This window comes from Sporolactobacillus vineae DSM 21990 = SL153 (assembly GCF_000377985.1).
Taxonomy (GTDB): Bacteria; Bacillota; Bacilli; order Bacillales; family Sporolactobacillaceae; genus Sporolactobacillus; species Sporolactobacillus vineae.
Window position 1 is genome coordinate 1 of sequence record NZ_KB899048.1, and the last position, 21,053, is coordinate 21,053.

Consider the following 21,053-nt stretch of genomic DNA (forward strand, 5'->3'; position numbering starts at 1 on the left):
TCTCCAAAAAGGGGATATTCAACGGCTCCGGGAAAAATGGCTGTCGGATTTCTTTGTCAGCTTGCCGCTTCATTCCTCACGTATCGCAATACGCTCCGGTACTCGCGCCTTCGCTTCCTCGAACTCCTCGGCCCTTTTTGTCCTTGCCCTTGAACGATCCCTGCGAAAGCCTCAGCTTCCGTTTCTTACATTTTCGTTCATTCGATCCTCAGCAAAATTGAATTGACTAAAAGGGGTTTACCCTTCCAATCACGCTTGGCTTTTATTTAGTTTTCAAGGAACGATTCCTGAGCAATCATCATAAAAGACAACTTTTATATACTATCAAAAACTGATAGACATGTCAAATCCCTTATGGTGATAACTTGTCTTTATTATATCGATGCCGTCGTTATCTGTCAATAACTGAATGTGTTTCCCCGACAGCGACTTAAATAATATAACAAGAAGCAAAAATATTGTCAACCCCATTTTAAAATAAATTCGATCCTCAGCCAAATGACTGCAATCCATAATCCGATGATCTCAAGAAGGCTGCTCTGTTGAAACCTGACCGTTGTTTTCCGCTGCAGGTGCCTGCATCCCTTGGGCGAACCGCCCTCGCCCGCTGTGCACCGATCCCGCGGGCGTCCTGCGCCTTCCGATCCAGACGATTGAGTGAAAAACAATATAAAAAAAGGCAATGAGAGATTTCCTCATTGCCCGTTTCCGAAAAAGCAGATCGTTTTTGATTATTTTTCCTTGCCGATACCCTGTGCAACAATAACCTTTCCGATTGCAGCAGAAGCTTCATCCGCATCCGAACCATCGGCAATAACTTTAAACTCTGCACCCTGCATAATGCCGAGAGCCATAACACCCATGATGCTCTTCAGATTTGCTTTCTTGCCGTTGTATTCAATGTTGATATTTGATTCAAACTTGCTTGCTTCACTAACAAGCACCGTTGCAGGACGTGCATGAATTCCCGTTTCATCAGTGACAACATAATTTTTTTCCATCTGATAACTCGCTCCATTCATTTTCTTGAATTGGTATTGGTCAAAATTCAATTATAAAAGGATTCAGATAACCGTTTTCATCCCTTTATCGACAGAATTCTGCAAAACCACAATTTTTATTTTATCATTCCTTTTCGCTCATGTCATGGAAAAAGGTGAAGAAAATTAGAACGCTGTCATTTTTCACAAAAAATATTTTCAAATTGTCTGCTAACGTTTGGTCATTCCCAGGAAAATGCCGCCGACCGTAATCAGTAAACATCCGATCAGGATAAGAACAAACTGTTTTCTTGTTTTCTTTTCGTGAAGCAGGAAGATGCCACCTAATGTAGACAGTACGGTGCCGATCTGGGACATCGAAAAACTGGTAGCCACGCCTTCGAGTTTTGTGGCAATCAGCAGGGCAATATTGCCGCCTCCCCACATCAAGCCTGAAGTAATATTCCTAAACGTGTATTTGCTCGCAATTTCCTTAATAGTCCTGGCTGAAAAAACGAGTGAACCGACGATCATTCCTACAGACTGAGAGAGAATGATCGACCAGCCGTTCAGATTGAAATAGCGAATAATCAGCAAATATGCCAGATAACCCAGTGTAGAAAGAAACACGTAGCCGATCCCCCGGAAAAGATGCCCATTTTGCTGACGGTTACTTCTTGCTTTCCCTTCATAAGACGTGAAAAGCACACCTGTAATAATGAGCAGCAATGCCAGGAAACCGATCGTCAGCTTGAAAGACGTATCCCATTCTTTGAAAATTATAACGCCGAATAAGGCGGCTCCCGCCAGCTGTGTTCCAGTTGAGAAGGGCATCGTTTTAGAAACGCCGATCGTTTGCATGGATGCAAATTGATAAAACTGACCGATTGTCCAGAATAAACCTGAAATAAATCCGATCATCATCACCTTCGGATCAAAGTCAGGTGGGTAAATAAAAGAGACAAACAGTGAAAACAGTAAAGCGCCGATCGTCATCCCGAAGACCTGATGGGCAGGCTTACCGCCATTTTTCATGCACACAAGCGGCAACGTGCCCCATAATAGTGCCGGGATCAGTGCAATTAACAAACCATTCAAGTCGTACACCCTCCGGAAGAAGTCCATGGTGTGCCTCTGGCTGAGGCTCTCCGATGTCATTCAGCTTATGTATGTCGTGCCGGAGTAAAAATCCGGCACTTTACTAAAAATACCATAAAAACCATTTCTGAAAAAGTTAAGGAGAATTCTGAATTTCATCGGAACTGAAATCGCCTTTTGACGGCAAATTAAAAATCAAAGCACCTTCTCACTCACCTGACTTAAAAAGGTGGCGAAAAGGTGCTTGAGAAATGCAGAATGATATTGAGATGTTGCTTTTCCCCCAGCTGCATTGATGAATACTTCCCCTGCTATTTTTAATTGATCTACTTAGTTTTACGGATCGTTCCGGTTGCTATTGCCGGCACTGTTTCCAAAGGGTATAAGCACGAAGTTTACCTTGCTCAGATCTTCATCATTTCTTCTGCACGATTTTCGATTCTTAATTTATCAGCGACCATGGCAATGAATTCACTGTTCGTTGGTTTTGCCTTTGACATTGAGATGGTGTAGCCGAACAGCGATGAAATAGACTCGACATTTCCGCGGCTCCAGGCAACTTCAATGGCATGACGAATGGCTCTTTCAACCCGGCTCGGCGTTGTTTTATATTTTTTGGCAATATCCGGATAAAGGACCTTAGTGATTGAACCGAGCAGCTCGATATCATGGTAAACCATCGATATTGCTTCCCGCAGATACATATAGCCTTTAATGTGGGCAGGCACACCGATCTCGTGGATGATTTCCGTGATACTGGCATTCAGATCATGATTGCTTTTCACCGCCTGATGATGGGGCTTACTTCCGGATACAACGGCACTTTCCGTTTCTTTTCTTCCTGCTACATGCCGGATCTGATTCGCCAGATTCTCCATATCAAATGGTTTCAGGATAAAATAGGAGGCGCCGAGCTCAACGGCCTTTTTCGTCACGTCTTCCTGTCCGAACGCCGTCAGCATGATAATCTTCGGGCGGTTCGGCAGATTTTTTTCCCGAATCTGCCGCAGAACGCCGAGTCCGTCAAGATGCGGCATAATGATATCAAGTAACAGAACATCCGGTTCCACCTTACCCAGCATCTCCAGACATTCTTTTCCGTTTCTCGCCGTACCGATTACGTCCATGTCTTCTTGTGTCCGCAGATATTCCGAGATCAATGTAATCATTTCCTGGTTATCATCTGTCAGGCATACTTTAATTTTCTGCACAAGAAAATCCCCCTCATCAAATTTACTACATGTAAGTTTTTCGACAATGAGAGGAACAATCCTTTTTATTCAATTTGAAAATTATTGATCTTTTTCCTGCTGATTCATCTTATTTCGACAACATAAGACAGAAATGAGCAAAATGCGCTGGCTTTCGCAGCCGATTGCCGGACATTTGTTGAATTTCTTTTATGTCAGCTTGCCCGTTCTTCAGATTTCCGGGTTTCTTCCAGCCCGCTCTCTCGCAGCATCCATTCGATGTGGACCCCATAGCCGCATGTGGGGTCATTGACGAATACATGTGTCACCGCTCCGACAATCATTCCATTTTGAATGATCGGGCTTCCGCTCATCCCCTGGATGATGCCTCCGGTTACTTTCAAAAGGCGCGGATCAGTAATTTTTATGACCAGTCCTTTAGTTCCCGGTTTTTTTTGTGTTTCAGCATTCAGGATCCGGATATTAAAGGCCTGTACACGATTGCCGCTGAGCACAGTCAGAATCTTTGCCGGACCCTCGCGAACCTGTGACGGATGGGCTACCGGGAGTGCCTCCTGCAGGTTCAGTGCATTTCGCTGCATCGGCTGCTCAAAATGGCCGAAAATTCCGAAAGGTGTATTTTCTTCAACTGTGCCGATCGTTCTGGCATGATCGGAAAAAAGCGCGATTTTCTCACCTGGTTTGCCTTGTACGCCTTTTTCGATCGCCATGACGGAGGCTTTAAGAATATTGCCGTTCCGGATCAGAATCGGCTGCCCGGTGTCGTGATCGGAAATCACATGGCCGAGCGCACCGTAGCCTGATGTCACCGGATCATAGTAGGTCAGTGTGCCGATACCTGATGCCGAATCCCGGATATTCAGGCCTAATTGATTCTGTCCGTTGTTTTGGACCGGAACGAGATTCTTTCTGATCAGTGAATTTCTTCTTAATACGTCTATTTTCAGTGGCCTGGATGATGAAGCAGCCGGTATGATTCGCTGTATATCCGCCACATTTCGGATGACTGTTCCGTTAATTTTCGTAATAACGTCACCGATTCGTATATCGGCAATTTCTCCAGGTGACAGCGGCGGCTTCCCGGAAGCCGCCGGGACCAGATGATAGCCGACCACAAGTACGCCGTGCGTTGCGACGCGAATGCCGATGGACTGACCGCCCGGAATCAGTCTTCTCTGATCCTGACTCTGAACCGCCAGTGCGGATCGGTCTGCCGACAGAGTCTCCAGGCTTCCTGATGCCTTCTTCTGGATTAATCCGGCCCTCAGCTGACGGAAATTATGTCCTGCAGATGCCAGCACTGCTTCATGCCCCTGATCGTCATATTGTGACCCGGGACCGGACTTAATATGACCGATAACTTGCTCCGGCCCGGTAAGACTTAACACAATCACAGCGACTGCCAGTATCAGTCCCGACAGCCAGCCGATCTTTCTTTTTCTCCTTCCCATAATGCACTCTCCTCGCTCCAGTCCTGCATCCATCTTTGCCGTGCATTTATTAAAGTTGCCGGGGCAAGGTAGAATTATGAGCCGCATGATAAATCGATTGCTGCCATTCAAGGGGAGTGATACCAATTCTGGAGCCAAAGCTTTGGCGACTGAAACCGGGCGATGATCCCTTATTTTCCGTTATTTCACTTTTTCCGCCATCACACGGAGTTCGTGCGCATGACGGCGCGTCAGTTCCGTCATCTGTGTTCCTGAAATCATTCGGCCGATCTCATTAATCTTATCCTCTTCATTCAGCTTTTTCACCGATGTCAGGGTCCTGTGTTCCGGCGTCACCCGCTTTGAGATATAAAAATGATGGTCGGCAATCGCTGCGACTTGCGGAAGATGGGTGATGCAGAATACCTGGCTCGACTTCGACAGACTGAATATTTTCTCCGCCATGGCCTGGGCAACACGACCGCTGACGCCGGTGTCCACCTCATCAAAAATGATCGACGAGACGCCCATAACGCGGCGAAAGTTTGATTTCAGCGCAAGCATAATCCGGGACAATTCGCCGCCGGATGCAATCTTCGCCAGCGGCCGCATCGGTTCACCGGGATTGGTCGTAATAAAAAATTCTGCCTCATCAATGCCATCCGGATGATAATTTTCAAAAGTGCTGAGATTTTCATTTCGGTTCAGCCTTGCTTCAAAGCGGGCATGATTCATGTATAAATCCTTCAGTTCACTGCTGACCGATTTGTTGAGCTGGACCACTGTTTTCTGGCGGATTTGGGAAACAGACAGGGCCGCTTGTTTCAGTTTCACCAGATGCTCCTGAAATGCAGCATAGAGCTCGTCCATTTTCTGGTCGCGATGTGTCAAGTCATCATATTCCCTGCCGATTTTATCGAGATAACTGAGGATCTCGGTGATACTTGCCCCGTATTTTCGTTTCAATAGAGAAATACGATCCAGACGTGTCTCAATTTCGTCAAGCCGTTCCGGATGGTACGCCATCTGTTCCAGATAATCGCGCAGCGAAGCTGCCTGATCTTCAAGGGTGTAACGGCAATTGGCCACCGATTCGGAAAATGTGCCGATCTCCTTACCCATATCCTGAACGGAGTCCAGACTTGTCGACGCTTTCCGGATCCAGTCCAGGCCCATATTCTCACCGTCGAGTGCTTCGTAGGCTGTCTTCAGTGCCTGAAATACCTTTTGGAAATGCGTCAGCCGGTTTTTTTCGTCTTCAAGTGTCTCATCTTCGCCTTCCTGAAGATGTGCTTCGCTGATCTCGCGGATCTGATACTTCAGCAAATCAATTCGCTGGGCCGCAAGCTTTTCACTCTTATTGAATTTAGCCAGCTGCGCAGCTATTTCTGCTGTCTTCTGATACTGCCGGCGATACGTCTCTTTAAGCACAGCCAGTTTATCGCCGCCGAACAGATCGATCAGCGGCAGATGCTGATCCGGGTCGAGAAGCAGCTGGTGCTCATGCTGGCCGTGAATATCGATCAATTTTCGGCCAATCTTCTGAAGAACAGCCAGCGTGACGAGTTTTCCATTCACTCGGCAGACACTTTTGCCTTTTGCTGAGATTTCGCGGCTGATAATCACTGTCTGATCGTCATGATCAATGCCCTGATCGTCCATGACCTGAAAAGCTTTAGAATTTCCGTCAATATCAAACTGACCCTCGATTTCTGCTTTCTCAGTCCCGTGACGGACATATTCCGTCGACGCACGTCCCCCGGCAAGCAGACCGATGGCATCGATAATTATGGATTTACCGGCACCTGTCTCACCGGTGAAGACGGACATTCCCTTTTCGAACGAAAGGTTCAGCCGATCAATAAGCGCAAAATTCTTGATCTGCAATTCTGCGAGCACCCGAAGCACCTCCTGAAAAGCGAACACAGGTTCTTTACTTATTGTCACCTGTTTTTATCCATTCGTCAATATCTGTGCCCAAATAGCGCGGACAAAGAAGATGAAAAAAGAGAGCCTGCACGCTCTCTGAAATGATTTTTTGTTCACCTTTTATCCAGTTCCTGATGGGCCCGGGAAACAATGTCTTCAGGCCGCTCTTTCAATTTATTCTCTGCACCGGCGCCGTCCGCCTGGAGCCAGGCTAAAAATTCGATATTTCCGTCCCCGCCGGTGATTGGGGAATAATCCAGTCCGCACAGACTGAAACCTGTCTTCAGTGCAAACTCGAGTATGTTCTGAAGCACTTCCAGATGGACGTCCGGATCCCGGATAATTCCCTTCTTGCCGACTTCATCCCGTCCCGCCTCAAACTGCGGCTTGATCAGGACAACGGCCGAACTGCGGGGAACAATGATGTCCATCAGCGGAGGAAGAATTTTTTTCAGCGATATAAATGATACATCTGTCGTCGCAAAGTCCGGTTGCCCCTGCTGAAAATCATCGGATGTGCAATAACGGAAGTTGGTTTTCTCCATAACGATCACTCTGGGGTCGCTCCGCAGTTTCCAGGCAAGCTGATTGTAGCCAACGTCAAGGGCATATACTTTTGCTGCACCGTTCTGAAGCGCGCAGTCTGTAAATCCACCGGTGGAAGCGCCGATATCAAGCATCAGCCGGTCACGGACATCCACAGGAAATATCTTCAAAGCCTTCTCCAGTTTCAGACCGCCGCGCCCGACATAAGGCAGTGTCCTTCCCCTGACTTCCAGGCGGACCGTACTGTCCAGCTTGCTTCCCGGTTTATCCACTCGCCGGTTGTCAAGGTACACCATACCGGCCATTACCGCCCGCTGCGCTTTTTCACGCGACTCAAACAGGCCGTCCCGGACTAAGAGGACGTCGACGCGCTCTTTATCCTTCATGGCAGGGTGATCCTTCTTTTTACATGTTTTTGATCCGACACCGGCTTCTTGATCAGTTTCCTGATCCGGGCACAGACGCCGTCAGCGGTGAGTCCAAGTTCCTTCCAGAGCTCGCGGACACTGCCGTGCTCGACAAACTGATCAGGAATGCCCATGATGTCGACCGCGAGATCCTGCACGCCGTGCTCAGCGAAATATTCCAGAACGCTGGAACCGAAGCCGCCGGCGAGCACCCCTTCTTCCAGAGTCAGCACCGGTTTTCCCGCTTTAGCAAGTGTATTCAGCAGTTCTCCGTCCAGCGGTTTAAGGAAGCGGGCATTGACGATGCCGACATGCACGCCTTCTGTATTCAAGGCTTTGGCTGCTTCAGCAGCAACCCGAAGCATCGGTCCAAAGCTCAGGATCACGGCGTCGGCACCTTCGCGGATAACTTCCCATTTTCCGATCGGTATCTGCACCGGTACACGATCCATTTTTACACCAGTTCCGTTTCCGCGGGGAAAGCGCACGGCAATCGGTCCGTCGTGATACTGCAATGCCGTAAAAACCATGTTTCTCAATTCGTTCTCATCTTTACCCATCATGATCGTCATATTCGGCATTGCCCGCAGAAAGCTGATGTCGAAGACGCCCTGATGGGTTTCACCGTCGGCACCGACCAGCCCGGCCCGGTCGACGGCAATAACCACGTTCAGTTTCTGACGGCAAATGTCATGCACAAGCTGATCGTAGGCCCGCTGCATAAACGTCGAGTAGATCGACAGCACCGGTTTCATGCCCTGTGTGGCGAGCCCGGCGGCAAACGTGGCGGCATGCTGCTCCGCAATACCGACGTCGAAAAGCCGGTCGGGAAATTCATGGGCAAAGCCTTCAAGTTTCGACCCGACGACCATGGCCGGCGTGATGACCACGATTTTGTCGTCTTTACGTGCCTGTTCCTGCAAGGTATCGTTAACTACCTTGCTGTAAGACGGCGCAGCGGCCACCGGCTTGATAAATGCACCGGATTCGATTTTATAAGGACCGGTCCCGTGCCAGGTGCCGATCAGGTCCATCTCGGCCGGCCTGTAGCCTTTCCCTTTCTGCGTCAGGACATGAATCAGAACCGGCCCCTTGCGTTTTCTGGCAAGGTTCAGGTTATCGATCAGGGCACTGAGGTTATGGCCGTCAACCGGCCCCTGGTAGGTGATCCCGAGCTCTTCAAAAAAAACGCCTGAGACAAAGAGATATTTAAAGCGGTCCTTCATCCGCTCGGCCACCGATGCCAGCCGGCCGCCGAAAGCAGGAATCCGTTTCATCAGATACTCGATATCTTCTTTTGCTTTTGTATATTTCTGTGCGGAGCGGATTCGGTCCAGCATATTATGCATGGCGCCGACATTCGGCGCGATCGACATCTCATTATCATTCAATATGATGATCATATCTTTCTTGAGCTGGCCGATATTATTCAGCGCCTCAAGAGCCATCCCGCCTGTCAGGGCTCCATCGCCGATTACCGCAATGACGCTGAACTTTTCCTTTTTCAGATCACGGGCGACAGCCATTCCAAGCGCCGCCGACAGCGACGTGGAACTGTGTCCCGTTTCCCAGACGTCATGCTTGCTCTCACTGCGCTTTGGAAAACCGCATAGCCCCTTATACTGGCGCAGGCTGTCGAACCGGCCCGCTCTTCCTGTGAGGATTTTATGCACATAAGTCTGATGGCCGACATCCCAGATGAGTTTATCTTCCGGACTGTGAAATACCCGGTGCAGAGCAATCGTCAGCTCCACAACGCCAAGATTCGGTGCAAGATGGCCGCCGGTCTTGGACAGTTTATTGATTAAAAACCGGCGGATATCCGCTGCAAGGCGATTCATCTGTTCCAGAGACAAATGTTTCAGAAATTCAGGATTTTTAATTGACGTCAGATCCATGGGTTATTCACCCTTTTTCCGTTTTTTATCTGTATTTGTTTTTTTATCAAGCAGATTCAGCACCGGCAGATGAAGATGATGCTCAGCAAAAAAAATCACGTACCCGACTTTATAAATGATCTTTGTTGCATTTTTAATGGCAAACGTTTTCCCGAGTGCTTTGACAAATACCGTTGTCGCAGCCACAAAGCAGGTCATCACAACAGAGAGCACATTCTCAATGAAACTGCCCCGGTTCGAGGCGATCATGGCGATCATCTCAGCAACAACAACAGAAGCAGCCGTACCACTGATAATCGCACTGATGTCGCCGATGACATCTGTACAGAACGTATTCACTCTGTCTGCGTTCTTCGTCAGCCATACAGCATATCTTGCGCCGCGCATGCCCTTCGATGCCATCGAATGGAAGGGTGCCTCATTCGAAGCGGTCGCTGCCACGCCAATTATATCAAAAAACAAGGCGATCAGAATAATCACAAGAACCACAAAAATGCCTGAAAACACCCCGGCATGATTCAAAACGACCGTTGATATAATTGAAAAAATAGCCGCCAGCACAAGCGTGATAACGGCTAGGGGCAACGCCCATCTTAGTGAATTCTTCAGTTCGTTTTTCATTCACCGTTCCGGTCTTCCCCCAGACTGCAGAGGAAACCAAGTCGTCACATCCTTAACGGATCAATTCGAAAATGGACCTGCACCGGCCATTTCTGATCTGAACCTTTTATCTTATACTTATTCAGTCCATAACTTTAATATGTAAAGCAGGAGGTCACTGGGAAAGTAAACATTGCGGCTTAGGTCCAGTAGGTTTTCCCGTCAGGCCACCCGATGTTGCCATGCGGGCAGTTTCCTTTTAAAGCCTGACCGGCGTCGTCACCAGACGCCGAACTGGAACACCACTCAGGCCGCACTATAATCCTTTCCCGGTGCTGTCCGCATCCGGACAGACAGTCTAGGAGATTTCCTCAAGCACTCTTGAAACTTTATTCTAGCCTCTTTTGCAGAATTGATTTCAGGAAGGCGCACGCCGCCGGTGCCGGCCAAGCGACCGGCAGTTCCGCGTCTCCATCCCCTCTTTTCCACTCAAGGCAGGCTACGCTGTCTGCTTTTCCTTATAAAAAGTACTTACAAACAGGTTTTCCACTCAGTCATTTTGCATCAAAAGCAAACAACGTTTTGTGTCTCCACGGGCGCAGGGTCTTCGCCCACATGCCGTTGCGGATCGCCCTACACCCTTTACTCCCAGTACCAGCCCAAAGCTGGGCGCCTTAAGCCGGCACCAGGAACTTCATCGATGTGCCCTTTGACGGATTTTTAGCCCCGTCTTCAAATAAAGTGGAGTGACTAGAATACTGCACCACCTGCATAATAACTAATTCTATTCTATCATAAAAACAAAAACTGCTCAATCCTGTTAATGCGTCCGCGTCTGAAGGTAATCAGCCAGATCCGAGAGAACGCCATAATGAATGCCGCTTTCGCGCAGCGCTTTTTTAGCTGATGCAACATGATCTTCCAGTTTCTTCCTTGCACCCTCCATGGTCAGCAGGCTGACATATGTATTTTTATGATTGACCAGATCGCTGCCGACCGGCTTTCCCAGTTCCTGCTCGCTTCCGGAAATATCGAGAATATCGTCACCGATCTGGAAAGCAAGCCCGAGGTGCCCGGCGTACTGTTCCAGTGCGCGCCGCTGATGTTCCGGAGCACCGGCAATGACCGCAGCCGCAGCTACCGGGAAGCAGATCAGCCTTCCTGTTTTCCTTCGATGCACAGACATCAGTTCATCGATGGTCAGCGTCTTCTCTTCCGCCTCCAGATCGTCTTCCTGCCCGCCGACCATACCCTCAGGTCCTGCCGCATTCGCCAGCATCTGAAGGATCCGGCAGCGGATTTCAGCATTCAGTGCAGGATCTCCGGCAACCAGATCAAAGGCTGCAGTCAGCAGACCGTCACCGGCAAGAACGGCTGTTGCTTCGCCGAAAATCACATGATTCGTCGGCTTGCCTCTTCGCAGATCATCATTGTCCATTGCCGGCAGATCATCATGGATCAGGGAATAGGTATGAATCATTTCCAGCCCGATCGCGGTCGACAGCCCTTTTTCTTCCCGGCAGCCCAGGGCATCAAGCGTCGCAAAAAGGAGGATCGGCCGAATCCGTTTTCCTCCGGCCATCAGTGAATAGATCATCGATTCCTTCAGTTTGCCGGGAATCGAGGCCTGTTCCAGAAAATCAGGCAGCTTTTCTTCCAGCCACACTTTTTTAGATGCCATATAATCGTGCAGCGACGCGTTCACCGATCTTCATCCCCCTGAACAGAGAACGGCTGCGACTGGCCGCTGCTGTCAATCAGCTGATCCATCTTTTTACTGACTAGATCCAGTTTGTCATGACATAAATGCGACAAAGCCATCCCCTGCTGAAAGAGGCCGATCGCCTTTTCCAGTGGGACATCATTCTGTTCCAGCTGGCCGACAATCTTCTCCAGCTGCTCCATTGCCTCTTCGAAAGTCGGATTCTTTTTGTCACTAGCCTGTGCATCATCCTGATGATTGTCATCCGTCATTTTTTCTTTGCCTCCTCAATACCCCAGATCTGGCAGTCTATTTTTCCATCATGCATCCGGATCATTAACGGGTCACCCGGAGCCAGTTGCCTGACCGATTTGACCAGCTCATGCTTTTGATTGTAAGCCAGATTGTATCCGCGCGCCATGATTTTCAGCGGACTCAGTGCGTTGAGCTGCAAAACAATCTGGCGAAAACGGGCACTTCGAGTCTGAAGGTCGTTCTGCGCCGAGCGGGCAAGACGGGCGGTCCAGTCTTTCAAGCTTGCCTCGGCTCGGCTGATCATTGCGTCCGGCCGGTTCTTGCCAAGCAGACGATCGTTTAGATTGAGCTGTTCCCGTCTTCCGTTCAACTGTCCGGCCATACCTTTTTCCAGGCGATCGGCCAGCCGGTCATATTCCTGTTCCTTCTGCAAAATCAGCTGGCCGGGATAGCGGAATGCATAGGCGTCACGTGCCCGTTTCAGCCGGTCCCGGCCGCGCATATATCCGTTTTTCATAGCCTGGATCAGGCGGGCGACATCGCTGTTTAACTGTCTGGACAGATCCCGGACATCCGGAACGGCGAATTCTCCAGCTGCCGTCGGTGTCGGTGCCCGTTTGTCGGCGACAAAATCGGCAATTGTAAAATCCGTTTCGTGACCTACTGCAGAGATGACCGGTATGTGTGACTGAAAAATTGCTTTAGCCACAATTTCTTCATTGAACGCCCACAGATCCTCGATCGATCCGCCGCCTCTGCCGACGATCAGCAGGTCAAAAGTATTGATCCTGTTCGCCTGCTCAATCGCGGAAGCAATCGACGGTGCGGCCCCGGCGCCCTGTACAAGCACCGGAAAAACACTCAGGCGGGCAGAAGGAGACCGTCGCTTAATCGTCGTGAACAGATCGCGAATCGCAGCACCGGTCGGGGACGTGATAATGGCAATTTCTCTGGCCGCAGCCGGAATCGGCTTTTTTCGGGCCGTGTCGAACATACCCTGGGTTTCTAGCTTTTTCTTCAATGCTTCGTAGGCCAGGTAAAGTCTGCCCAGCCCGTCCTGTTCCATCTGGCGGATATAAATCTGGTATTCTCCATAAGGTTCATAAAGCGAGATCGAACCGCGCACAAGTACCTTCATCCCGTCTTCCGGCTCGAAAGTCAGCGATCTGGCATTGCCGGCAAACATCACTGCGCGGATGCGTGCGTTATTGTCTTTGAGTGTCAGATAAAGGTGGCCGCGGGAATGCCGTTTGAAATTGGATATTTCCCCTTTCAGCCAGACTTCCCGAAGCAGCTCGTCCGATTCCATTTTCTGTTTGATATAGCGCGTCAGCCGGGTGACACTGACATAGCGGTCATCCTGCAGCATGATTTGCCCGCTTCAGGGCGTTCTCAGCAGCCTTTAATGTATTCTCAAGCAGCATGACACGCGTCATCGGACCGACTCCGCCCGGCACAGGAGTGATCAAACCGGCCACCTGACTTGCCCCTGCAAAATCAACATCGCCAACCAGTTTGCCTTCGCTGTTGCGGTTCATTCCGACATCAATCACCACGGCGCCCGGCTTGATCGCATCGGCACCGATCAGTCCGGCACGGCCGACAGCAACAACGAGAATATCGGCCTGACGGGTATAGTCGGCCAGCGATCTGGTCTTTGAATGGCAAATCGTCACCGTTGCATTGTGGTTCAGCAGCAGCTGTGCAGCCGGTTTCCCGACAATATGGCTTCTGCCGACAATCACGGCATGTTTCCCGGCAATGTCAATCTGTTCCGTTTTGAGCATCTCGATAATCCCTGCCGGCGTACAAGGGATGAAGCCGTCCTGACCGGTCATCATTCTGCCGATATTGACCGGGTGGAAACCGTCGACATCCTTGTCCGGACGGATCGCGTCGATCACCTTTTGTTCGGAAATCTGTTCCGGAAGCGGCAGCTGCACCAGGATGCCGTGCACGTTCTCATCGGCATTTAACCGGTCAATCTGTTCCAGCAACGCTTCTTCGCTGACTGTTTCAGGAAGATGAATCAGTTGTGAATTAATGCCGACTTCCTTGCAATCCCTAATTTTCCCCCTGACGTAGGAACGGGATGCCGGATTTTCGCCGACAAGAACTACGGTAAGTCCGGGGACCAGGCCTTTCCGGCTAAGCAATGCTACCTTCGCTTTCATATTCTGCCGTTTTGCCGCAGCAATGGCTTTCCCGTCAATCAATTTCGCCGTCATTCATCTTCCGCCTTTCGTTATTCCAAATTTTTGTCCGCGACGCCTCAGAATCTGCCTGTCATCTTTCAGCTTTGTCCAGCAATTCACGTGTTATGCTCGACAATACTCCATTGACAAATTTTCTCGACTTCTCATCACTGAACTTCCGGCATAACTCAACTGCTTCGCTGATCGTTACCGTATCCGGCACATCGTCGAAATACAGCAGTTCACAGACTGCCAGCCGTAATATTGCCTTGTCGATATTTCCGATCCGGTCGAAAGACCAGTTTACTAAATGGCGGCCGATCCATTGGTCGATCTCTTTCTCATGGCCGGATATCCCGTCCAGAAGACGATCCACAAAAGGATCTTCCGGGAGATCCTGTTCATTGACCGCCTCCCATGCCGTCTTTCTGTCGGTCCCGCTCAGCATCATCTGGAACAGCACCTGCAGGGCCATCTCCCGCGATTGTCTGCGTTTCATTTCCAACTTCCTCTCTGACATCGTTTAATACAGAAAAAAGCAAAGAGATACATGCCGATCCCCTTGCTTCTTAATCTTCTCCGATTGTTTTTCGCTCAGGTGAATCGAACTGGATGCCGACGACATGAATATTGATTTTTTCGACTTCCAGTGCTGTCATTTTTTTCAGTGCACGAATAATATTCACCTGAACATTTTCTGCGACATCCGGAATCGACGTGCCGAAATTCACGGTCAGGTGGACATCGATGACAATGCCGTTGTCTGTCAGATCGACCTTAACCCCTCTGCTGTATTTCCGGCCGCTCAGTTTGTCGACCATTCCGGATGCAAAATTGCCGTGCATCGCCGCAACACCGGATACTTCCAGTGCCGCAAGCCCGGCAATGATTTCGATGACGTCGGGGGAAATTTCAATTTTCCCAAGGTCGTCACGATGCTCCGCGTCCTCCGGCGACCTTATCTCATTGTCTGGCATGAGTGTCACACCTCCAAAGATTATTCCTGTTTATTAAGCGGATATTTTTTTAGAAATTTTGTATTAAACCGGCCACTGGCGAAAACAGGATGACTGATCAGGCGCAAATGAAAAGGAATTGTTGTATGGATACCCTCAATGACATATTCGCCCAGAGCGCGTTTCATAATCGCAATCGCTTCGTCGCGCGTTTTTCCATAGGCAATGACCTTGGCAATCATGGAATCATAATACGGCGGGATAAAGTAGCCCTGATAGGCTGCTGAATCCACCCGGATACCAGGCCCGCCGGGCGGCAGATAAGTCTCAATCCGCCCGCATGACGGCATAAAGTTCTTTTCAGGATTTTCCGCATTGATCCGGCACTCAATAGCATGCCCGCTCAGGTGAATATCTGACTGTTTCACGGAAAGAGGTTCGCCTGATGCGATGCGGAGCTGTTCCTTAACCAGATCTACGCCGGTCACATATTCCGTCACACCGTGTTCTACCTGTATCCGGGTATTCATTTCCATGAAATAGAAGGATCCGTTCGGTTCGTAGATGAATTCCAGCGTCCCGGCCCCGCAATAGTGCACGGCCTTCGCCGCACGGACAGCGGCCTGTCCCATCTCTTCACGCTTCTCGCCGGTCAGTGCCGGAGAAGGTGATTCCTCAAGCAGTTTCTGAAGGCGGCGCTGGATGGTGCAGTCACGTTCACCCAGATGAATGGCATTCCCGTGCTGGTCTGCCAGGATCTGGATCTCAACATGACGAAAATCTTCAATATACTTTTCAATATAGACACCGGAATTGCCAAATGAAGTGTTCGCTTCCTGCTGTGTAATCGCAATACCGTGCCTCAGTTCGGATTCATCCCGCGCGATTCGGATTCCTTTTCCGCCGCCGCCGGCCGTCGCTTTGATCAGTACCGGATAGCCGATTTTTGAAGCAATACGTACACCTTCATCAACACCGGAAATGACGCCGTCAGAACCGGGAACCACCGGCACTCCCGCATGCTTCATCGTCTGTTTGGCAACGTCTTTGATCCCCATTTTACTAATTGCATCGGATGAAGGTCCGACGAAAATCAGACCGCAGTCCTCACACATTTCGGCGAAGTCGGCATTCTCAGAGAGAAAACCATAACCGGGGTGAATCGCGTCGCATCCGGTCAGCGTGGCAATACTGATGATATTGGTGAAGTTCAGATAGCTGTCCTTCGGCGAATTCGGTCCGATACAATAGGCTTCATCGGCAAGCTGGACGTGCAGCGCCTCCCGGTCAGCCTGCGAATATACCGCAACGGTTTCAATGCCCATTTCTTTGCAGGCACGGATAATCCGGACAGCAATTTCTCCTCTGTTGGCGATTAACACTTTTTTTATCATTAAACAACTGACTCCTTAATCTTCCTTTACCAAAAATAACGGCTGACCATATTCGACAAGCTGTCCGTCCTCGGCCAGGATATCGACGATCGTCCCCTTGCAGTCTGCTTCGATCTCATTAAACAGTTTCATGGCTTCGACGATACAGACCACTGTCTTCTTGTCAACTTTGGACCCCTTTTTCACATAGGCATCCTCATCCGGTTTCGGGGAAGCGAAGAACGTCCCCACCATAGGTGCCGTGATCTTGTGCAGTGAAGGATCATTTTCTGTGTCCTGCTTCTGCGAATGATCTGCCTGGGCGGCAGCGGGCTGATCAGCTGCCTGAGCAGCCGGAGCCGGAACCGCCTGAGCAGCCGCCGCCGGCTGAACTTTCCCCCGGCCGGCGAACGCCGATGCCTTGCGAAGCGTTATTTTTGTTTCATCCGTTTCATACTTCAGCTCACTGAGGGAAGATGAATCCAGCTCCTTCATTAAAGCTTTGATATCGTCAATACTTAACAATCCCAGCACTCCTTTATTTCCTCACACTTTTCAATTCATTATAGCATAACACCGGATGCCGGCTCTGCAATGAACAGTCCGGCCATGTTGGTGAGTTAATTCTGCAGCTGTGGGCCAAATAAAAAACTGCTGCAGGTTGCCGCAACAGTCCTATTGTACCTAATTTTGTTCAAAAAATCTTCACTTATTTATTAAGCCCGGCAAACTTTTTCTTTGATCAGACCGGTCTCATCGAAAAATGGCCCGTCTCAGGAAGATACCGGCACCAACTTATTTTGCCCCGAGATTATAGCCTACACTGACTACATGTCCGGCTCCAAGATACTGATTGGCCAGCCGGATGAGACTGTTCGCCTGCTGATCCGTCAGCTGTCTGGCATCGACATAGATCTGCACGTCGCTCCCGTTGTCCCTGACCACCGCATTCTTGTAACCCTTCGACTGAATTGCATCTTCCAGCATTGTCTCATTGCTCGCCGCGGTCTTCATCGCCTGCATTTTATCATAGGCCGCGCTGGCTTCTTTTGCTGAACTCTTGCTTGAAGCAATCACGCTCTCATACTGCTTCTGCTGCTGCGCGCGCGCAGATGCTTTATCCAGTTCAATCTGACCAAGTTTATTTTCAGAGGAGGTCACTTTGACTGAAGCGCTATTCTTCCCGCTGACTGCCTGGTGCGCCCCCTGCGAACTGCCGGAGGTACTGCCGGACGGCTTGTCCGGAGCATTCAAAGCATAAACAGAGAGAACGACTATCAGGCTGAGCATAGTGAGCAGCCAAACCGTTTGTTTTTTGACCATTTGGAAATTGCCTCCTTATTCTCTATTCACTCTTTTGCAGCACTTTGACCTGATAATCAGGGATCGCAAGAACTGTAGAAACGGCATCCATGATTTCTGCACGGATCGCCGGCTGGGAAGCACCGGCCGCAACAACGATGCATCCCCTGACCGCAGGCTGCTCCTTGCCGATCATCACAGGTTCTTTCGTGCCGTTTTTATCAATCATCACAACCTGAGTTTCCTGATTCCGCTGATTAATCCGCCGTGTGCCGCCTTTCTGATCACTCTCCACCGTCTGGTTATCCTGGGTCTTCACGTCATTTTGATAAATGCTCTTCTCTGTTGATGAAAAAGTGACCATCACCGAGACATTGGATACACCCTCAATCTGTTCCAGAATATTTTTCAGATTCTGATTCACATAGCTTTCATAGGCTGCCAGCGAGGCGGAAGGCGCCTTGCCGCTGTCGGTATTGATCTGCGACAGTTTCTTTGCATCGGTACTGCTGAACGTCTGGACAACTTTCCCGGATGAGCTTCCGGCAGGCGGGGAGGCAAAGAGCCGGTTGCCGATAAGCAGGGCGATACCGAGCATCATCAGGACGGCGAGCCGAAGGAACAGTGCTTTCCGCTTCGTCGGGGTCGTCCCGTTTCTCTCTAAAATCCGGCGCAGAAACCTTTTTATCAGATCAGGCAAATCTTTCATTCCTTCTCGCCTCCCTCGATCCGGAGTCCGATCAGACTTTTGTCAATGCCCCAGCGCCGGGCGAGAAAAGACCGGATCTCGTCCGTTTTTCCGGATGGTGCCGGCGTGACCGTCGAAGTGACTGTACCGATCTGAATGGAAACAGGCTTCACAGGGGTCACAGACTGAGAACTGCTGTTCTCTGCGGATGATTTGCCCGTTCTGCCGACAGTTACCTGAATGCCGTTTTTTAAAGGATTATCGGCATTCGGATCGACCGGCAGATCCATGCGGGTAATCCGAAGACCAAAGCGTTCAGCCAGGGGCCCACTGACCTGATCGGATAACCGGACAGCCATCTGTTCCTGAATATATGCGGCCTGTGCCTTTTCTATTTCTTTTTTTTTCTGATTGGATGCCTGATTCAACTGGCTGCTCCCCTGATCTGTTCTGAATCCCTGGATCAATGTTTCAGGATTCAGATGAAACAGCTGAATCATCGGGTTCAGCAGGACGACAATCAGGACGAGACTGATGACGAACCGGACATATTTCTGAAAATCGCCCGATGGCAGCAGAAGTTCCAGAATCACGGCAAACAGGAGGATCAGCACGAGTTGTGCGATCCAGTTTTCCAGATAGGCCATCGCTACCTCCTAGCGAATCATCAGGGATAGATTTCCTGAGGTGATGATGATGGTCAGGGCAAGAAAGAACATCAGTGAAACAACAGCCAGACAGGCAAACATCAGGAACATCACTTTGGCCATGATGACCAGGCAATCGTTCACCGGGCTTTTCCCGAGCGGCTGCAGCACCGCTCCGGCAACATTATAGATAAAGACCAGAGAGAGTACTTTGATCAGCGGGAAAATTGTGATGCAGAAAAGGATCAGGAGACCGGCGATGCCGATGGTATTTTTAAGTATCGCTGAAGCGCTGATCACCGTATCCGCCGCTTCGGTAAACATCCTGCCGACAACCGGCAGGAAATTAGCGGTAAAAAATTTGGCCGACTTGACCATCAGTCCGTCTGAAACCGCAGTGGCGGCACCTTGAACGGACATGACACCGAGAAAAACGGCAAAAAATGAAGCGAGTGTGAACAACGCTGTATTTTTTAAAAGATCCGCCAGGCGATTTAATTTGTAATGGTCGGACAATGTGCTGACGATGTTAAGCAAGGCGGACATAAAAAGCATGGGCAGAATAAAGGCTGAGACGAGCCAGCCGGAAACGTTGACCAGGAAGATAATCAAGGGATGGAAAAACGCAACGGACGCTGCTCCGCCGGTTGCTGCTGTCAGACCGAAGATCATCGGGATCAGTGCCAGCAGAAACTGGCTCATCGCGCTCACGGTGTTATTCGTAAAATCAGCAGCCAATTTGAAACTATTCAACAGGAGGATCAGCAGAACGAGTGTGACAACTATTGAGGCTACTTTAGAGACAGTCTTTACCTCGAATGCGGACTGGATTGCCTGAAGCAGGTTTGCAAAGACGGCCAGCATGATCAGCGTCCCGAGCAGTTTGCTGCTGACGAGCAGCTCATTCAGAAAAAAATGAAGCATACCGGAAAAAAGCCTTTTCAGGAAACCCTGTTTGTCCGACAAGATAAAGCCTTTGAAATTCGGATCTGTTTCAGGCAGATAGCCATGATACTGATCGACCACATGATTCCAGAATGTCTCTATCGTGGTTGTATCCATCCGTCCAAGCTCCTGCTGCGACCATTGATCCGGGGTCACAGATGCAGCCGACGCCGGCTGCGGAGTGAGTAGAAAGAAAACAGTCAGGGTAAGCATAAGGATCACTGCCGGATACTTCACGTATCGAAAACTACCCATCGGTTATCCTCCTGACTAGGGCATCAGATTCATGACCGCATCGACGATCGCTGCAAGAATCGGCATCGCCAGCACAAGGATGGCGATTTTACCGGCAAGTTCAATCTTTCCTGCGAGCGCACTCTGGCCGGCATCCCGCGCAATCTGGGCACCAAATTCAGAAATGTAGGCAATGCCGATAATTTTCAATACGGTCGCCACATAAACGCCATTCAGATGGGCCGTCTCCGCCATTTTCTTCAGAACGCCCATGATCATCCCGATTTGATCGACCAGCATGATGAAGATGAATGTCCCGACGATCAGAGATAACAGAAGAGCAAAAACAGGATTGTTCTGTTTAAGAATTAATGCCAGGAAGGTTGCCGCCAGACCCATACCGACAATCTGCAGAATGTCCATCGAATCTTAAAGAAAAAGGAAGACACTTTTTATTTTTTCAAATAAATCGTCGATCATCGTAGCGGCCATGTACAAGATGACGACGAATCCGATCAGAGTCACCCACTGGGCCCAATCATCTTTCCCCATCTGTTTCAAGACAGTCTGGATCATTGCGACAATGATACCGATTCCGGCAATCTGAAAGATCGTATTCACATCAAGCGACATCCAAGGTCCCTTCTTTCCAGAATC

The 21,053-nt window shown here is 49.7% G+C and carries 22 protein-coding genes; all 22 read right to left on the minus strand.

Annotated elements, in window-relative coordinates; translation table 11 throughout:
• Positions 1-731 precede the first annotated feature (731 nt).
• On the minus strand, positions 732-1,001 hold the full coding sequence (locus D889_RS0109645; protein WP_010631958.1) for a phosphocarrier protein HPr: 270 nt from the start codon (positions 999-1,001) through the stop codon (positions 732-734).
• A gap of 210 nt (positions 1,002-1,211) precedes the next feature.
• Positions 1,212-2,087, minus strand: a complete 876-nt coding sequence (locus tag D889_RS0109650; protein WP_238537654.1) for a GRP family sugar transporter — start codon at positions 2,085-2,087, stop codon at positions 1,212-1,214.
• A 395-nt stretch (positions 2,088-2,482) separates the two neighbouring features.
• The gene (gene spo0A / locus D889_RS0109655) at positions 2,483-3,289 is read right to left on the minus strand and encodes a sporulation transcription factor Spo0A (RefSeq protein ID WP_010631960.1); all 807 of its coding nucleotides are present in this window, start codon (positions 3,287-3,289) and stop codon (positions 2,483-2,485) included.
• A 194-nt stretch (positions 3,290-3,483) separates the two neighbouring features.
• Positions 3,484-4,740, minus strand: a complete 1,257-nt coding sequence (gene spoIVB, locus D889_RS0109660) for a SpoIVB peptidase (protein WP_010631961.1) — start codon at positions 4,738-4,740, stop codon at positions 3,484-3,486.
• Between the two features lie 180 nt (positions 4,741-4,920).
• Entirely contained in the window at positions 4,921-6,618 is a 1,698-nt protein-coding gene (gene recN, locus D889_RS0109665; RefSeq protein WP_010631962.1) for a DNA repair protein RecN, read from the minus strand.
• A 143-nt stretch (positions 6,619-6,761) separates the two neighbouring features.
• Entirely contained in the window at positions 6,762-7,580 is an 819-nt protein-coding gene (locus tag D889_RS0109670) for a TlyA family RNA methyltransferase (protein WP_010631963.1), read from the minus strand.
• Positions 7,577-9,499, minus strand: a complete 1,923-nt coding sequence (dxs, locus tag D889_RS0109675) for a 1-deoxy-D-xylulose-5-phosphate synthase (RefSeq protein WP_010631964.1) — start codon at positions 9,497-9,499, stop codon at positions 7,577-7,579. Before dxs ends, D889_RS0109670 begins: the two co-directional genes overlap by 4 nt.
• A gap of 3 nt (positions 9,500-9,502) precedes the next feature.
• Positions 9,503-10,120, minus strand: coding sequence for a hypothetical protein (locus D889_RS0109680; RefSeq protein ID WP_010631965.1), 618 nt, complete (start codon positions 10,118-10,120; stop codon positions 9,503-9,505).
• A gap of 799 nt (positions 10,121-10,919) precedes the next feature.
• Positions 10,920-11,804 carry a polyprenyl synthetase family protein gene (locus D889_RS0109685; protein ID WP_010631966.1) on the minus strand — a complete coding sequence of 295 codons (885 nt, stop codon included), beginning with the start codon at positions 11,802-11,804 and terminating at the stop codon, positions 10,920-10,922.
• Positions 11,801-12,073, minus strand: coding sequence for an exodeoxyribonuclease VII small subunit (xseB, locus tag D889_RS0109690; RefSeq protein WP_010631967.1), 273 nt, complete (start codon positions 12,071-12,073; stop codon positions 11,801-11,803). Before xseB ends, D889_RS0109685 begins: the two co-directional genes overlap by 4 nt.
• The gene (xseA, locus tag D889_RS0109695) at positions 12,070-13,425 is read right to left on the minus strand and encodes an exodeoxyribonuclease VII large subunit (protein ID WP_010631968.1); all 1,356 of its coding nucleotides are present in this window, start codon (positions 13,423-13,425) and stop codon (positions 12,070-12,072) included. The genes xseB and xseA overlap by 4 nt, the downstream gene beginning before the upstream one ends.
• Positions 13,412-14,284, minus strand: a complete 873-nt coding sequence (gene folD, locus D889_RS0109700) for a bifunctional methylenetetrahydrofolate dehydrogenase/methenyltetrahydrofolate cyclohydrolase FolD (protein ID WP_010631969.1) — start codon at positions 14,282-14,284, stop codon at positions 13,412-13,414. The genes xseA and folD overlap by 14 nt, the downstream gene beginning before the upstream one ends.
• 58 nt (positions 14,285-14,342) lie before the next feature.
• Positions 14,343-14,750 carry a transcription antitermination factor NusB gene (gene nusB, locus D889_RS0109705; RefSeq protein WP_010631970.1) on the minus strand — a complete coding sequence of 136 codons (408 nt, stop codon included), beginning with the start codon at positions 14,748-14,750 and terminating at the stop codon, positions 14,343-14,345.
• A 70-nt stretch (positions 14,751-14,820) separates the two neighbouring features.
• Complete coding sequence (locus tag D889_RS0109710) at positions 14,821-15,228, minus strand: Asp23/Gls24 family envelope stress response protein (RefSeq protein ID WP_010631971.1); 408 nt, start codon at positions 15,226-15,228, stop codon at positions 14,821-14,823.
• Positions 15,229-15,248: 20 nt separating this feature from the next.
• Entirely contained in the window at positions 15,249-16,601 is a 1,353-nt protein-coding gene (gene accC / locus D889_RS0109715) for an acetyl-CoA carboxylase biotin carboxylase subunit (protein WP_010631972.1), read from the minus strand.
• Between the two features lie 15 nt (positions 16,602-16,616).
• Positions 16,617-17,105 carry an acetyl-CoA carboxylase biotin carboxyl carrier protein gene (accB, locus tag D889_RS0109720; protein ID WP_010631973.1) on the minus strand — a complete coding sequence of 163 codons (489 nt, stop codon included), beginning with the start codon at positions 17,103-17,105 and terminating at the stop codon, positions 16,617-16,619.
• Between the two features lie 270 nt (positions 17,106-17,375).
• Positions 17,376-17,903 carry a SpoIIIAH-like family protein gene (locus D889_RS0109725; protein ID WP_010631974.1) on the minus strand — a complete coding sequence of 176 codons (528 nt, stop codon included), beginning with the start codon at positions 17,901-17,903 and terminating at the stop codon, positions 17,376-17,378.
• A gap of 22 nt (positions 17,904-17,925) precedes the next feature.
• Positions 17,926-18,591, minus strand: a complete 666-nt coding sequence (spoIIIAG, locus tag D889_RS0109730; protein WP_010631975.1) for a stage III sporulation protein AG — start codon at positions 18,589-18,591, stop codon at positions 17,926-17,928.
• Entirely contained in the window at positions 18,588-19,217 is a 630-nt protein-coding gene (gene spoIIIAF / locus D889_RS0109735) for a stage III sporulation protein AF (protein ID WP_018962309.1), read from the minus strand. The genes spoIIIAG and spoIIIAF overlap by 4 nt, the downstream gene beginning before the upstream one ends.
• A gap of 9 nt (positions 19,218-19,226) precedes the next feature.
• Positions 19,227-20,417, minus strand: a complete 1,191-nt coding sequence (gene spoIIIAE, locus D889_RS0109740; RefSeq protein ID WP_010631978.1) for a stage III sporulation protein AE — start codon at positions 20,415-20,417, stop codon at positions 19,227-19,229.
• Between the two features lie 15 nt (positions 20,418-20,432).
• Positions 20,433-20,819: a stage III sporulation protein AD gene (gene spoIIIAD, locus D889_RS0109745; protein WP_010631979.1), complete on the minus strand. Its 387-nt coding sequence runs from the start codon at positions 20,817-20,819 to the stop codon at positions 20,433-20,435.
• A gap of 6 nt (positions 20,820-20,825) precedes the next feature.
• Positions 20,826-21,029, minus strand: a complete 204-nt coding sequence (gene spoIIIAC, locus D889_RS0109750; protein WP_010631980.1) for a stage III sporulation protein AC — start codon at positions 21,027-21,029, stop codon at positions 20,826-20,828.
• Positions 21,030-21,053 lie beyond the last annotated feature (24 nt).